The sequence below is a fragment of the Cohnella baijiui genome (assembly GCF_020731285.1).
Taxonomy (GTDB): domain Bacteria; phylum Bacillota; class Bacilli; order Paenibacillales; family Paenibacillaceae; genus Cohnella.
The window spans coordinates 298,840-312,073 of sequence record NZ_JAJFOW010000002.1; the positions used below are offsets into that span (position 1 = coordinate 298,840).

Annotated in this window: 15 protein-coding genes; 2 read left to right on the forward strand and 13 right to left on the reverse strand. The window is 53.4% G+C overall.

Translation table 11 applies throughout. The annotated features are described in order from the left end of the window. Window positions 1–36 precede the first annotated feature (36 nt). The 4 genes from LKX83_RS03065 to LKX83_RS03080 all read right to left on the reverse strand — a co-directional run bounded on the left by LKX83_RS03065 (window position 37) and on the right by LKX83_RS03080 (window position 3,384). Window positions 37–795 (reverse strand): IclR family transcriptional regulator, encoded by a 759-nt coding sequence (locus LKX83_RS03065; protein WP_227880703.1) that lies wholly within the window; start codon window positions 793–795, stop codon window positions 37–39. 252 nt (window positions 796–1,047) lie between these two features. Beyond that, on the reverse strand, window positions 1,048–1,899 hold the full coding sequence (locus LKX83_RS03070) for an RnfABCDGE type electron transport complex subunit D (protein ID WP_227880704.1): 852 nt from the start codon (window positions 1,897–1,899) through the stop codon (window positions 1,048–1,050). Between the two features lie 4 nt (window positions 1,900–1,903). Then, window positions 1,904–2,788, reverse strand: a complete 885-nt coding sequence (locus LKX83_RS03075) for an FAD:protein FMN transferase (protein ID WP_227880705.1) — start codon at window positions 2,786–2,788, stop codon at window positions 1,904–1,906. 11 nt (window positions 2,789–2,799) lie between these two features. Continuing rightward, window positions 2,800–3,384: an FMN-binding protein gene (locus LKX83_RS03080; RefSeq protein ID WP_227880706.1), complete on the reverse strand. Its 585-nt coding sequence runs from the start codon at window positions 3,382–3,384 to the stop codon at window positions 2,800–2,802. 117 nt (window positions 3,385–3,501) lie between these two features. Here LKX83_RS03080 and LKX83_RS03085 point away from each other — a divergent pair, with 117 nt between their 5' ends. Both LKX83_RS03085 and LKX83_RS03090 read left to right on the forward strand, forming a co-directional pair. Then, window positions 3,502–4,188: a response regulator transcription factor gene (locus tag LKX83_RS03085; protein WP_227880707.1), complete on the forward strand. Its 687-nt coding sequence runs from the start codon at window positions 3,502–3,504 to the stop codon at window positions 4,186–4,188. Then, window positions 4,178–5,482, forward strand: a complete 1,305-nt coding sequence (locus tag LKX83_RS03090) for a sensor histidine kinase (RefSeq protein WP_227880708.1) — start codon at window positions 4,178–4,180, stop codon at window positions 5,480–5,482. Before LKX83_RS03085 ends, LKX83_RS03090 begins: the two co-directional genes overlap by 11 nt. Before the next feature lie 124 nt (window positions 5,483–5,606). Here the strand turns inward: LKX83_RS03090 and LKX83_RS03095 are convergent, their stop codons facing one another. The 9 genes from LKX83_RS03095 to LKX83_RS03135 all read right to left on the reverse strand — a co-directional run bounded on the left by LKX83_RS03095 (window position 5,607) and on the right by LKX83_RS03135 (window position 13,194). Further along, the gene (locus LKX83_RS03095; RefSeq protein ID WP_227880709.1) at window positions 5,607–5,990 is read right to left on the reverse strand and encodes a DUF302 domain-containing protein; all 384 of its coding nucleotides are present in this window, start codon (window positions 5,988–5,990) and stop codon (window positions 5,607–5,609) included. 46 nt (window positions 5,991–6,036) lie between these two features. Then, complete coding sequence (locus LKX83_RS03100) at window positions 6,037–6,306, reverse strand: metal-sensitive transcriptional regulator (RefSeq protein WP_227880710.1); 270 nt, start codon at window positions 6,304–6,306, stop codon at window positions 6,037–6,039. 73 nt (window positions 6,307–6,379) lie between these two features. Next, complete coding sequence (locus LKX83_RS03105; RefSeq protein WP_227880711.1) at window positions 6,380–6,853, reverse strand: DsrE/DsrF/DrsH-like family protein; 474 nt, start codon at window positions 6,851–6,853, stop codon at window positions 6,380–6,382. 25 nt (window positions 6,854–6,878) lie between these two features. Then, entirely contained in the window at window positions 6,879–7,667 is a 789-nt protein-coding gene (locus tag LKX83_RS03110; protein ID WP_227880712.1) for a sulfite exporter TauE/SafE family protein, read from the reverse strand. 185 nt (window positions 7,668–7,852) lie between these two features. Then, window positions 7,853–9,001, reverse strand: a complete 1,149-nt coding sequence (locus tag LKX83_RS03115; RefSeq protein WP_227880713.1) for an MBL fold metallo-hydrolase — start codon at window positions 8,999–9,001, stop codon at window positions 7,853–7,855. 13 nt (window positions 9,002–9,014) lie between these two features. After that, window positions 9,015–9,596, reverse strand: coding sequence for a sulfurtransferase TusA family protein (locus LKX83_RS03120; protein WP_227880814.1), 582 nt, complete (start codon window positions 9,594–9,596; stop codon window positions 9,015–9,017). 264 nt (window positions 9,597–9,860) lie between these two features. Next, window positions 9,861–11,594: an ABC transporter permease gene (locus LKX83_RS03125; RefSeq protein WP_227880714.1), complete on the reverse strand. Its 1,734-nt coding sequence runs from the start codon at window positions 11,592–11,594 to the stop codon at window positions 9,861–9,863. Window positions 11,595–12,091: 497 nt separating this feature from the next. Further along, window positions 12,092–12,793, reverse strand: a complete 702-nt coding sequence (locus tag LKX83_RS03130; RefSeq protein WP_227880715.1) for an ABC transporter ATP-binding protein — start codon at window positions 12,791–12,793, stop codon at window positions 12,092–12,094. 17 nt (window positions 12,794–12,810) lie between these two features. Continuing rightward, window positions 12,811–13,194, reverse strand: a complete 384-nt coding sequence (locus LKX83_RS03135; protein WP_227880716.1) for a DUF6220 domain-containing protein — start codon at window positions 13,192–13,194, stop codon at window positions 12,811–12,813. Window positions 13,195–13,234: the final 40 nt, after the last annotated feature.

Here is a 13,234-nt window from a genome sequence, read left to right on the forward strand (position 1 = left end):
ACACAGAAGCTTCTGTGCGCGTAGCCCTTATTGCCCTTATTTTCCGCGAAACCCAAGTCCCGCGGAGATGCGTTCCGCCGTCTCTTGCAACCGCCGGGCGAACGAAGCCAGCTCCTCGTCCCCGACCGTGGCTGCCATCGTTGAAATACTGATGGCCGCTGCAAGCTGGCCGGCGTGATCGTAGACCGGCGCCGCCGCGCAGCGCACGCCCGGCTCGTTCTCCTCCCGATCGTAAGCGACGCCTGTCTCTCGCACGGCCCGAAGCGCTTCTCGAAAAGCAGGTTCGCTCGCAATCGTATGGGGCGTGTGCCCGGAATATTCATAGTCCGCCAGCAGACGCTCCAATTCCGCCTCAGGCATAAAGGCGGCCAGAATCTTGCCCACTGCGCTGCTGTGCAAAGGAACGCGACGCCCGATCCGGGAATAGCGAATCGCGGCTTTGCTTCCCTCGACTTTGTCGATATAGACGCCCTGCGCCCCATCCCGAACGACCAAGTGCACGCTCTGTCCCGTTTCGGCGGACAGCTCCCGCAACGGCCCGTTGGCGATCTCGCGGATATCGAAGCCTTGCAAAAGCAGTTGTCCCTTCTCGAGGAGGCGCATGCCGAGCCGGTACAGGCCATGCTCATCCTGCTCGATATAGCGATGCAGCTGAAGCGTTTTGAGCAGCGAGTGCACCGTGCTCTTGTGCAAGCCGACTCGCGCGCTGATCTCGGTCATTTTCAACTCGCGATGATGCTCGTCGAACAAATCCAGAATGGTGAGCGCGCGGTCGAGAGACTGAATGATCGGCATAAAATGCTGTACACGCCCCTTTGTTTTATATTATAAAACTATGTTCTATTATTTCATTTTATCAAATGATCGGCATAAGGTCCAGTTTATGCGAGCCCTACCTATTCACCCTTTCAAGGCACGAGATAACCGCTGCGTACGTCAAGTTAGAGGTATAAAGAATAAAAATACGACACCTAAACCAAAAAATTTGGTCCGGATGTCGTATTTTTTTCCTGCCGCCCTGCGGCTCGGCCTTTTGTTCGGCGCCGTTCATGCCTTCCTGTAGTCGGAGGAAACGGGACGCGCAGGTTTTGCCGGGCGCTTTGATAACTGGAATCTTAGCGCCTGATAGATGTTGCCTGCCAGCAGGCCGATGTACAAATAGATCAACCCTCCAAACTGCCCGTAGATAACGGCGCCTGCAGCGCCGGCAATCGCACCGAATACGATTTGATCCGCCGTTTTGGCCGGCGAAGTCGGGGGATCGGTCAACATCAGCATGGCGAAAAACAGCGCAGCGTTCATAAACGGCGGGCGCAGCGCGTCATAGAAGCCACCCGTCCGCAAGCTTTCCGCGTGCAATGGGAGTATGCCGGCGTCCAGGACGAACAGCGCGAGGAGATAAACGGCCGCGAAAGTGAACACTTGAGGAAATTTCTGAATCCGGTTGGTCACCCAAAAACCGCCGATCAGCACGATAGGCAAAAACCAGCCCGGCAAATCCCCGAACGCCCCCCACCAGCTTTGCTGCGCATGAAAGATCGGAACGGACAGAAGCAGTCCGAACGCCGCCGGGTTGAACAGCGGTTTTTTCCGGTAGGCGAGCAGGTGCTTGGACAAAACGGAGACGGCGGCGGTTGCCGCGACGACGTACCAAGGGGACGTTACGCTCAGGATCAGGGAGACGATCAAGCCGGTAATGAACGCGCCGTCGGGAAAGATTCGCTTCCTTCGCTCGATCAGGCAGCAGCCAACGTCAAAGGCGACCGCCGATCCGACCGCAATCAGGGCATTCTTCGCGCCGTTCCAATCGCGGGAAACAACAGAGGCGATTCCCAGGAATACGAGCAGGATCAACAGTACGTTTCCTTTCGGCGACTTGAGCCATACCTTCGGTTTCATATTCTCACATCCCTCCAACCTTGACGATCCGCAAATCCGGCTTGATGAAAACGCCGCGAAGCTCCGCCCGTTCGAGGAGATAGGGGGCTTCTTCCTCCTTCAGCAGGAAAGCGGCGGTCGAAATGGCGTCCGCCAGCATGGCGTAGGGAGCAACGACACTGCAGCTGACCCAGGCGTTCGGCGACCGCTTCGTTCGCGGATCGACGATATGATGAACGCCATCGGCGGCGGCGCTTATTCGCTCGTAGCTCCCGGACGTGCAAATGGCTTCGTTCGAGATTTCGATCGTTTGAATGGTCTCGTTCCGCCGTTCGGGATGACGGATCCCGATGTTCCAGGCGTTGTTTCGCCCATCCGCCCCTCCCGCGAACAGATCGCCGCCGGCGTTGACGATGAACCGTTCGAATCGGCTAAGCTCCCTTGCGGCCAGATCGATGGCGAACCCTTTGGCCACCGCTCCCAGATCGATTACCATCGGCTTGCGCAACAGCAAAGTCCGGTTGTATGCGTCCAGTTCGATATCCTGGTAAGTGGCGGAATCGTCTGCGGGATTGTCCGCGATTTCGCCCGTCAAGTAGCGACGGTTGAAGCCTCTCTTCTCCATCGTTCCGCCTACCGCGGGATCGAAGACGCCGATTGACCAATCGGCAAGCTCCAACGCGAACTTAAGCGGTTCGAACAAGTAGGGCCCGATTGGCACCGGAACGCCGATCCGCCGGCACGCCCTCACGAGCTCGCTGTCGGGATGAAATCGGCTGCAGGCGTCCTCCACCTTGCGAAAAGCCGAGAATGCCCGTTCGATCGCGGCCTCTGCCTCTTCCTTCGACCGCTCGGTCGCTACCTGAATGTCGACGACGGTATCCATGTATAGTTTCGTTCTTCGCATCATCCCAACGTCGCCTATCCGATCTTGGCCTGCGATAGCGCGTCAGCCACCGCATCCTCGAAAGCCCGCGTGCTGTACGTGGCACCGGATACGTTATCCACCTGCGAGCTTTGCTTCTGCAGCACTTCGTCCGGCAGATCGACGACATCGCTCTCGGAGTAATGCATGGCGAAATCGCTGATTTCCACATCGGTAATTTTGTCGCGCTTCACCGTGACGGCGACTTGGATGTATCCCCGCCGATTGCTGCCTGTCCCTGTATAGGTACCGTCGTTGTAGCGTTTGTTGGCCGAGCTTGGAGTCGGACTCGCCGCCGGTGCGCTCGCGGATGGAAGACCGGGAGCGGAGTCGCGTGGAGGTCCGCCGTTCTCGTCCGAAAGAGCCGAATCGCCGGAAGGCGAATTGCCCGCGATGAGCGAGCCGTCTCCGGAAGCCGGACCATTTGGAGATAGGCTGCCTGACGCCTGCACGCCCGTCTCACCTCGACTTCCCGGTTGAGGCAAATATGCCTGGGCGTTCGACGCATAATACTCGGAAGCATAAATGACGCCGATTGCGGCGGAACATAGCACGATCCATTTCTTATTCATTTTGGCCATCTCTCATCCTCCTTCCGCCATAGGACCAGTGTAGCAGGGCAAAATTTAAATTTTCTTAAAGCCGGGCGTTCTGATAACATGGATGTGATTATGAAACCGGAACGGGTGGGATCAAGAATGCGAGTGCTGGTGGTGGAGGACGACGCTTCCCTGCTTCGGATCGTGCGCGATGTCTTTGAAGGCGAAGGGTTCGCAACCGACGGCGCGGAGACGGGCGATGCAGGCTGGTATTGGGCCGAACAGGCCGTTCACGATTTGATCGTTCTCGACGTGATGTTGCCGGGAATGAACGGAATCGATATCGTCCGCAAGCTGAGAGCGAAAAGCTTGGACATTCCGGTTATTCTCCTGACGGCCAAGGATGCTGCGGAGGATCTGGTGGCCGGGCTCGATGCGGGAGCGGACGACTACGTCACGAAACCGTTCGCAGTCACGGAGCTGTTAGCCCGCACCCGGGCTGTCCTGCGCCGGAGAGGCACGATCGGGCAGGAAGGCGAGCTGACCGGCGGCCCCGTCCGGCTTATTCCTTCGGTCAGGGCGGCGTTTGTTGGCGACACGCCGCTGAGCTTGACGGTCAAGGAGTACGAGCTGCTGGAATGCTTTCTCTGCAACAAAGACCGAATCATCACCCGTGACCAGATCTTCGATCGGGTTTGGGGTTTTGATTCGGCGTCAGGATTGACGGCGGTCGACGTATATGTACACCATCTGCGCAAGAAGCTCGCGTCTCAAGGCGCCGGTTCGGTGCTCCGCACCATTCGGGGCGTCGGCTACATGTTTACGGGTGAATCTGATGTTCGGTAACATCCGCACCAAGCTGGCCGTCTTGAATGCCGCGGTACTGCTGCTCGTTCTTTTCCTGCTCAGCTCCGTGCTTTTCGTTCATATGCGTCATCGTTTGTTCCATGAAACGGACGAAGTGTTGAAGCAAGCGATGCCCCGGATCGAATCGTTCCACAATTTGTCGGAGCTGATTCGCGGCAAGGATCAAGACCCCCAGCAGGATGAGAAAACAACGTACCTTTTCTGGGATTCGAACGGAAGCTTGATCGGACAATCTCCCAACCGGTCGCTCGATGCGGAGACAGCCGCGGAGCTGCGGGGTGCTGGTGCCGATCAAGCGATTCGGACCGTGACGGCGGGTGGCAAGCGTTATCGGGCGGTGACATTTCTCAATGCCAACTCCAGGCTCGAAGCGAATTCGATCTCCGTCATCCGAAGCTTGAGAGACGTGGATCAAACGCTCCGTTCGCTGCTGCTGGATCTTGCCGGCGGAATCGTGGCCGGCGCGGCCATCTCCATTCTAGCCGGCTTGTTTCTCGCGGAGAGGGCGCTCGTTCCGATCCGCCGCTCCTGGGAGAAACAGCAGCGCTTCGTGGCCGACGCTTCTCACGAGCTGCGAACGCCTACCGCGGTTATTCAGGCCCGTACGGAACTGCTTCTTCGTTATCCCGAACGTTCCATCGAGCAGGAAAGCCCCAATATCGCCGTTATTCTTCAGGAGAGCAAGCGGATGGGAAAGCTGATCGTCGATCTGCTCACGCTCGCGCGCTCCGATTCGAACCAGATTCAGATCCATACGTCCGAAGTAGCGCTTGATTCGCTGCTTGTCGAAGTGGCGGATCAATTTCGATTTCTCGCCGAAAACAAGAATGTCGAGATCGAAACGAACGTACAGCGGCCGTTAACGTTTAGGGGAGACGAGGCGCGCTTGCGCCAGCTGCTCGTCATTTTACTGGATAACGCATTGAAGTATACGCCGTTCTCGGGACGAATCGAGGTCGCTGGCGAGTTCCGCTCCCATTCGGTTTATTTGAGCGTTGCGGACACCGGATGCGGCATTCCGAAGGAAGATCTTCCGCATGTCTTCGAGCGGTTTTACCGCGGGGACAAAGCTCGCTCCCGCGCGCAGGGAGGAACCGGCCTCGGACTGTCCATCGCCAAATGGATTGTTGAAGCGCATCGCGGCACGATCCGGATCCGTTCCGAGGTCGGCTTGGGAACGAAGGTGGAAGTTTCGCTTCCTCGCGCACATGAACGTCAATATCCGATTCTCGCCAGACGGTTTGCGACGAGACCGAATCGGCGGCGGCGCTGAGCTGAAGTCGAATGTTGAATGAAATCTTTAATCCCTTATATGCTGATTCATCGCGCCGTGGCGGCTTTGCAGGTCTCCATCGTCGCAACCTTAATCGCCTTGTTCATTTTCGGGTACGTCATCTTCAGATGCTTTTGTCAACGCAAGCGGCCAGCCGGTTCTCGATATCGGAAGCAATGTTCATTAAGGTACTGTCTTCTGCCAGACCGATCAGCGAAGTTGGCTTCGGCATACCTATTTTGGTCATGCCGTTCTCCGCGTACACAATCAATTTGCAGGGAAGAAAGTAACCGATCAACAAATTTTCAGATAACACTCGCTTGGCTTCTACGGGATTACAGACCTCTAGAATGCGATATGGCGAGTCGAACTCTACGCCCTTCTCGTGAAGCTTTTCTTTTAAATCCAACTGCCAAAGGACCCCGAACTTCTCCGCCTTTAGGTTTTCCGTTAGGGCTTCGACTGCTTGTTCAGGCGTCTTGGTTGTTTCAACCGTATAATGAAACATCGTTTATTAACCCTCCATCTTCAACTTTTGTTCAAAATCAGTTCCGTCAGCGGCTCTTCACCAACAGCTCGACCGCTTCCTGTACCATTTTGCCCGTATCCGTGTTACCAGCCGCTTGCTCGGCTAGGATACACTGTTGCAAATTTTCGGCAACGATTTGGGCGATCGCTTTATCCGAAGCATTGCGGACGGCAGATAGCTGCGCCACAACTTCTCTGCAGGACTTTCCTTCTTCCATAAGTCGAAGCACGCCTCGTATCTGCCCTTCGATTCTTCTCAGTCGCGTTTTCATGGATTCCGTGTAATTGTATTCCATTGTCCGCTAACTCCCCTCTCTATATACATACCGGTATAGGTATAGTATAGAGCAAAAAACAACTGCTCGCCTATTAAATAAACAAATTTACCTTTCCGTTCGAGGCGTCTCCGAGATAAGCGGCTACTCCGGCGTATTCCAAACCATCGATCAGTTCCTCTTGCCGAAGCCCCAGGAGGTCCATCGTCATCGTGCAGGCAACAAGGTTCACTCCCTGCTCCTGCGCAAGCTCAATCAGTTGAGGCAAAGACAAGGCGTTATGTTTTTTCATGACTTGCTTGATCATTTGCGGCCCCAGCCCGTAAAAATTCATTTTGGACATGCCTAGCTTCCCGGCACCCCGCGGCATCATCCATCCGAATGCTTTCTCGAGCAAACCTTTCTTGGTTTTCACTGCCTCATCTTTGCGAAGCACATTCAAACCCCAGAAAGTAAAGAAAATCGTCACCTCATGATCATAAGTTGCCGCACCGTTTGCGATAATAAATGCTGCGATCGCTTTATCGAGATCGCCGCTGAACAGTACGATCGTTGATTTAACTGCCATTATCTAACAAACCACCTTTTTTATACTATAGGATAGATGCCCAGACTTTTATCGCGGTAAGGGCTATCAACGCAACCAATCCGTATCTCAGCAGCTTTACGTTGATTTTCGAACTTGCCTTGGAACCGAGCGGAGCGCCGATCAGGCTACCGATCACCGTAAAGAAAGTCGGCCAGAGCGGAATATCGCCCCCGGATAATTTCCCGACAACTCCGCCAATCGCGGATATCAAAACGATGGCGAGCGAGGACGCAATCGTCGTACGCGTCGGGATTTTGAGAACGGCAAGCATAATCGGAATGAGAATGAATGCGCCTCCGGCACCTACGATACCCGACACCAAACCCACGACAAAAGCGGTACCGACAGCGATCATTTTATTGAAAGGAAGATCGTCCGTTAGCTCTTCGGTCCCTCTGCGCGGAAGCAGCATCAGAATGACGGCAATAACGGCAAGAATCCCGTACATCAGATTGATGATGTCGCCATGCAACTTGCTGGATACAAAGCCGCCGATCAGGCTCCCCGCCAAAATACTGCTTCCCATATAGAAAACGAGTCCTTTGTGCAATACCGAAGAACCGGCTTTGTTTTTCTTCCGAGAGGCCAACACCCCTGCCAGGGAAGCAAAAAAGACTTGAAACATGCTGATGGAAGACACTTCGTGCGCCGTGAATCGGGCAACGCCGAATAATGAGGGCACATATAGTAGAAGCGGATAGTTAATGATCGCCCCGCCGATCCCCAACAAGCCTGAAAAGAAGGAGCCCGCCAGACCGAGCACGATCATGACGACAAAGAGCAAAATATCCATCGGTTCCTCCTCCTTTCTGATCCGGCGGCTCGCTCCGTTAACAAATAACAATATGCGTAGACTGCAAAATGGGCTATCATATAACAACTGCATCAAATCCTGTCCTCAGGGACACTATAAGGAAGAAATCTACTGCATGCTTGGCGTAACGTTTGTCTACGATGGCTTGAAATAAGCTGAAATGTTTATCGATCGTGAACCGCACAGCGGTTCGGGCCGATCTCCATTTCACGCTGCTCGTCTTCGTCAGGCATCAACTTGCCCATGTTCGTCTGCCGGATTTCCCGGTACGCATTCGGCTGTGGCGGCAGGTTCTCGGTGACCGTTCGCCGGAAGGCATCTTCATCCTGAATGTTGAGGCCCGGATTGTTGCGGTAAAGATCCGATAACTTGGCCATCACCCGGCCGCCTTCGCCCAATTCGGTGACTTTGCCGAAGTGAGCGGGCAGGACGGTCAAATCCTGCGACAATTCTTTGTATCGCTTGTACAGCGTTTCGCGAAGATCTCCCGTCCAATCCTCCGCTTGGCCGGCGAGGTCGGGGCGTCCAATCGATTCGATGAATAGAATATCTCCGGTGAGCAGGTAGCAATCGTCAATAATAAAAGACGTGCTGCCGATCGTATGACCCGGGGAGTAAATCGGCTGAATACGAATCGTCGAATTCCCCACCGTAATCTGCCGGCTTTCCTCCAGCTTCTCATAGGAGAAAGTTACTTCGCCTGCATCCTTCGGCGGCAGCCAATACGTAGCCCCCTCCTCTTCGGCCAGCTTCCTTCCGCCGGAAATATGGTCCGCATGCAGGTGCGTGTCGAGCGTATGCTTGATTTTCGCGCCTTGCTCCTTAGCGAATCTTGCATACAAATCGGTCATTCGAAGCGTGTCGATGACGGCAGCCTCACCGTCCGAGATCACCATATAAGACAGGCAGCCTTTGCCGATCCGCACGAATTGGTATAGCGATCCGCCGTCTTTCAAGCCGCCAATTTTCACCGGTTCCAGATGCTCGCTCCACGACTTCATGCCGTCTGCCAAATAGTGCACGTTGGTTCGGCCTGCTTCGACCATTTGCTCTGCGACGAATTTGGAAGATCCCTCCTTCGCACAAACAACAAGCAATTTTTTGCCGACCGGGATCCGATTCATCGCCTCATCGACACCATCCAAAAGTTCGAAATAAGGAATGTTGAGGATATCGATGCTTTCCCCTTCGATCTTCCAGTCGTTAAAGTCGTTCTCGTTGCGAACATCGAGAATAAATAGCTCTTCCTTGGCCAAGACGATTCGAGCGAGCTCTTTGGCCGTCATGATGTTCAGTTCTGTTGCGGCCTCCATCTTACGTTCCCCTTTACATGTTTTTATGATTCTTTTCGGTCGGTCCAGTCCATCCGGACATGCCGTCTTCAACATTCTTCACGTTCTTAAATCCCTTCTCGGCGAGTATCCGGCAGGCGAGATCGCTGCGGTTGCCCGTTCGGCAAATGACATGAATAGGGTCGTCCCGATTCAGTTCATGCATGCGGCTTTCAAGCTCGCCGAGCGGAATGGATAAGGCGCCTGGAATCCGATCGAACGCATATTCGGCAGGCTCCCGTACATCGAGGACCGTCGCTTTCTCGCCTGCAGCCAGCTTCCTTTGCAGCTCTTCGGCCGATTCGACATGCGGATGATTCTTCTCTTCCCTGATTTCGATCGAGCTGGACTTGCGAAGATAATGCTTCAGCACATTCCCTTCTTCTAAAGACCCCAGATACTGGTGGCCCGTATTCTTGGCCCATCCCTGAATGTCCGCAAGAGAACCCTTATCCGTTGCTTGAACCTCAATGACTTGGCCTGCCTCCAGTTGATCCATCGCCTTCTTCGTTTTCACGATCGGCATCGGGCAAGCAAGACCTTTGCAATCAAGCGTTTGATTTGACTTGATTTCCAGCAATGCGAAAACCTCCTTTGAATATGAATTCGTTCTGAAGTCATCTCAGGGTATTCGCACGAAAGGCTATCATCCTTCGCTTTATACATATACCCCTATGGGTATAATATCGATGACGTTTCTTTTTGTCAACTTCATTAGCCAGGAAAAACATCTCATCCCCAAACATAAAAATAAAAACCCTTCCGAAGAAGAGTTTTCGAGTCCCTTTATTTAATTTGTTCCGCCCCGTTTTTGGATAGCCCTGAACATCATTTTTTGCGACTACTCCAAGCCGGGCTTCAGAGCCTCGCCAAGCGGTATTTTTTTTATTTTCCGGCGGCTTAAAAGCTTGGTTGACCCATACATGACGTACACGATGACAAATCCGAGCAACAGATATACAAAGTTGATTTGAACTTGCATGTTGAAGTCCGTGCTCTGGGCGATCAACCGGAACATGGCGGAAAGGGAAACGAACAACAGCGGAATGCCGAGCAGAAAACCGAACGCAACGAGATAGGCGGAGCTGTTTAGAATCAATCTGTTGACCTCTTTTTTGTTATACCCGAGCACCTTCATCATGGAGATGGTCCCTTTATTCTCTTCCATTATCAAACTCGTTACAACGAAAATGACAGTCAGTCCGATGAGAAATGCAATCGCGGATGTCGTTCCAAGCACGACCTGCAATCGCCGCGAGAAGGAGTTGTAGGCCTTCTGAACATCCTCGATCGACAAAGCGCTGAATAGCTTCTCTTCGGGAATATCCAGATGATCCTTGCTCCATATGCCCAAATAACTGTCCTTAGGGTAATGCAGCATATCATTGAATTCGGCCAAGGGCATGTAGATAAACTCGCCGTTATAGCTGTCTGCAATACGGTCGACGGTAACGGTATACGTTCTGGAATCCGTCTTTCCTTCCAATTCAATCGAATCGCCAGGCTTTAACCGCAGCCGATTCGCGAGCGGTTTTGTCGCAATGACGCCGTCGTAATGGAATGCATGTCCTTTTCCATCCTCCAAGTAAATCGACTTCGTATCGGGATTGATCCCGAATACCGTCAGACTTTTGCCCTCGCCCTGCTTCAGCTTAAATGAGGCCAAGGAGAAGGGGTCCCCGGGTGCCGTTCCTTGTTGGAATGAATTAAAAATATACTCGTGCTTATACTTGTAAACGGAATCGGCTCTCATCCAGGAATCCAATGAGCTCTGGATCGTAAAGCCAAACAGCAGCAGCGTCGTGGCAAGCGCAACGCCTAGCAATAAGAACAGGCTGCGGGGGATACTTCTGAACTGCTCCCGGACTTTAAACTTGGTTGCGAAACCGAGCGATCCGAGTTTTACCCTTCTTTCCAGCCACCCGATTCTTCGCGTTCCCGATCTTCCTCTGATCAACTCGACCGGGGTGCTTTTCAAGCCTCTTCGCACGACGGTATAGCCGGTTGCCGTCAACAGGATGAGAGGCATCATCACGCTCGCCAGTAAGATGCTCACCTTGTAATTCATGCCGTCAAGCGGCATGTTGTAATTGGCAGTCATGGTCACCAGCATCGGGCGCAGCGCCGCCATCCCCAACAACGTTCCGATGACCGACGCCGACAGCGAGAGGAGGATCGGGTACTTCAAATAGTGCCTCGTTAATTCCGATTTGGTATAACCGATCGCGTACAAAGTTCCCATCATCCCCGCTTCCCGCTGCAGCATCCGCCACAATACCGTCCCCGTCAATACGCTGGTTAGAAGCAGAATGGCAATGGGGATGATGGAGCCCACCGTTTCGATGCCGGCAATTTCCGCCGCGACGCGCGTCACCCGAGGATTATCGGCAACGTCCGTCCATTGCAGAATGGCAATGTTTCGGTCCTTTAACGCGCTCTTGAAATGAGCAAGGTTCCGATCCGTCTCGCTCTCGCTGCCTGCTCCCCTTACGCTGTAATCATGGGTACCCGACGGGAAGCGGGCATAATCCTCCTTGCCGATCACTGCGAATCCGAAGTTGTTTTCGTCGATCAACAAGTCGCTTTCTTTTTTTAACGGATAGATGTAGTTGGGCAGCGAGATCAAGCCCGACACCTTGAAGCTAACGTCTTTGATCCGGATGCTGTCGCCAATCCGGATCTGATTTGCTTTCGCGAACGTAGGGTTGATGACGATATCTCCGCCGCTTAATCGACGTCCCTCTCTAACCGCGTATCGATTTAGCGACTCGCTCTCGGCAAACACGCGCAATACGGGGCCATGTTGGATCTCCTCGTCGAAATAAGCACTTTCTTCGATACGGATTCGGTAAGCGGATTCCCATTCCGAAAGTCCATCCAGCTTTTTGTCGGTCGTAAAGTGAGCGTCCTCGAGCGCATAATCATGCTTAAATGAATCGGAAAGAGCCTTCATATTTCCGGTTAGCAACAGAAAGGTTGTGAAGAGAAGACAACTCGCCATGATCAGTATAAATGAACTGATGTACGGGGCTTTGTTCGCCGCGAACGTTCGCTTGATTCGGCGGTCCAGTATCATTCCCATTCCATCCTCTCCGCGGAAATCACGGTCTCGTTCACAGCTTGTTCCAAGATCGCCCCGTCCTTCATTTTGAAAACACGGTGGGCCATGCGGCTGATTGCCGTATTGTGCGTAATGATCAGAATCGTGGTACCGTACGTTCGATTGACATGCTGAAGAAGTTCAAGAATATCCCTGGATGTAGCGGAATCCAACGCTCCCGTAGGTTCGTCGCATAGCAGAAGCCGCGGATTTTTGACGACGGCCCTTGCAATGGCGACTCTTTGCTGCTCGCCTCCGCTCAGTTCTGTCGGAAATCTGTTTTTTTTGTCCAGCAGGCCTACCGCTTCCAAGACTCGATCCAACGCCAATGGAGACTTGCTGATATACGTTGCGACCTCTACATTTTCGCCGACGGTGAGATTCGGAATCAGATTGTAAAATTGAAAGACGTAACCGATACGTTCCCTTCGATAACCGGCCAGCTGTTGATCATGAAGTCGTGAAATATCGACCCCATCGACGCGAACCTCTCCGGAGTCGCCGCCGTCAAGTCCGCCGAGAATATGGAGCAACGTCGATTTCCCCGAGCCGGAAGGCCCGAGAATGACGCCGATTTCACCTTGTTCAAGGCTCATGCTGATTCCTTTCAGTACGTCCGTCCGCGTATTGCCGCTCGGATAACTCTTGCGCAATTCGGCAACTTGAATAAACATATCCTCTCTCTCCCTTGTCATCGTTCCGATTTCATCCATTCGGCGGTGAGCCGGATGATGGCCATCGTTCTAAAAAACAACAAGAGCGCAATAACCGGGTGAAGCGCGGCAAACCATCCGATTTCCGACGAGAACATAGCGCTCCATACAATGAGGACGATCATGCCGATCAGCATGCCGGTCTGCGCGCGAAGCTTCGTCGGCAGGCGGGCGGCGAATGCCGTCACGAGCATGAGCACGGGAACCAGGGAGATGTAAGTCGCAAAGCTCGAATGATCGGTCCAATGCTTCGTATCGTAAAACAAGGCCATGCCGGCAAAAAGCACTTGAACGAGAATGCCGACGGCAAAAATCCAGGCCAGCCATTTGAAGAAAACACTTGCACGATGTGCAACGTTCATGGCTACACTTCCTCTCCTTCATTCATTTGTATTTATACAA

Excerpts from the sequence above, each read along its gene's own strand:
- LKX83_RS03075 (WP_227880705.1), bottom strand. The coding sequence starts at position 2,788 with ATGATGCGAAGAACGAAACTATACATGGATACCGTCGTCGACATTCAG.
- LKX83_RS03070 (WP_227880704.1), bottom strand. The coding sequence starts at position 1,899 with ATGAAACCGAAGGTATGGCTCAAGTCGCCGAAAGGAAACGTACTGTTG.
- LKX83_RS03100 (WP_227880710.1), bottom strand. The coding sequence starts at position 6,306 with ATGGAATACAATTACACGGAATCCATGAAAACGCGACTGAGAAGAATC.
- LKX83_RS03095 (WP_227880709.1), bottom strand. The coding sequence starts at position 5,990 with ATGTTTCATTATACGGTTGAAACAACCAAGACGCCTGAACAAGCAGTC.
- LKX83_RS03085 (WP_227880707.1), top strand. The coding sequence starts at position 3,502 with ATGCGAGTGCTGGTGGTGGAGGACGACGCTTCCCTGCTTCGGATCGTG.
- LKX83_RS03135 (WP_227880716.1), bottom strand. The coding sequence starts at position 13,194 with ATGAACGTTGCACATCGTGCAAGTGTTTTCTTCAAATGGCTGGCCTGG.
- LKX83_RS03105 (WP_227880711.1), bottom strand. The coding sequence starts at position 6,853 with ATGGCAGTTAAATCAACGATCGTACTGTTCAGCGGCGATCTCGATAAA.
- LKX83_RS03110 (WP_227880712.1), bottom strand. The coding sequence starts at position 7,667 with ATGGATATTTTGCTCTTTGTCGTCATGATCGTGCTCGGTCTGGCGGGC.
- LKX83_RS03080 (WP_227880706.1), bottom strand. The coding sequence starts at position 3,384 with ATGGCCAAAATGAATAAGAAATGGATCGTGCTATGTTCCGCCGCAATC.
- LKX83_RS03090 (WP_227880708.1), top strand. The coding sequence starts at position 4,178 with ATGTTCGGTAACATCCGCACCAAGCTGGCCGTCTTGAATGCCGCGGTA.
- LKX83_RS03115 (WP_227880713.1), bottom strand. The coding sequence starts at position 9,001 with ATGGAGGCCGCAACAGAACTGAACATCATGACGGCCAAAGAGCTCGCT.
- LKX83_RS03130 (WP_227880715.1), bottom strand. The coding sequence starts at position 12,793 with ATGTTTATTCAAGTTGCCGAATTGCGCAAGAGTTATCCGAGCGGCAAT.
- LKX83_RS03065 (WP_227880703.1), bottom strand. The coding sequence starts at position 795 with ATGCCGATCATTCAGTCTCTCGACCGCGCGCTCACCATTCTGGATTTG.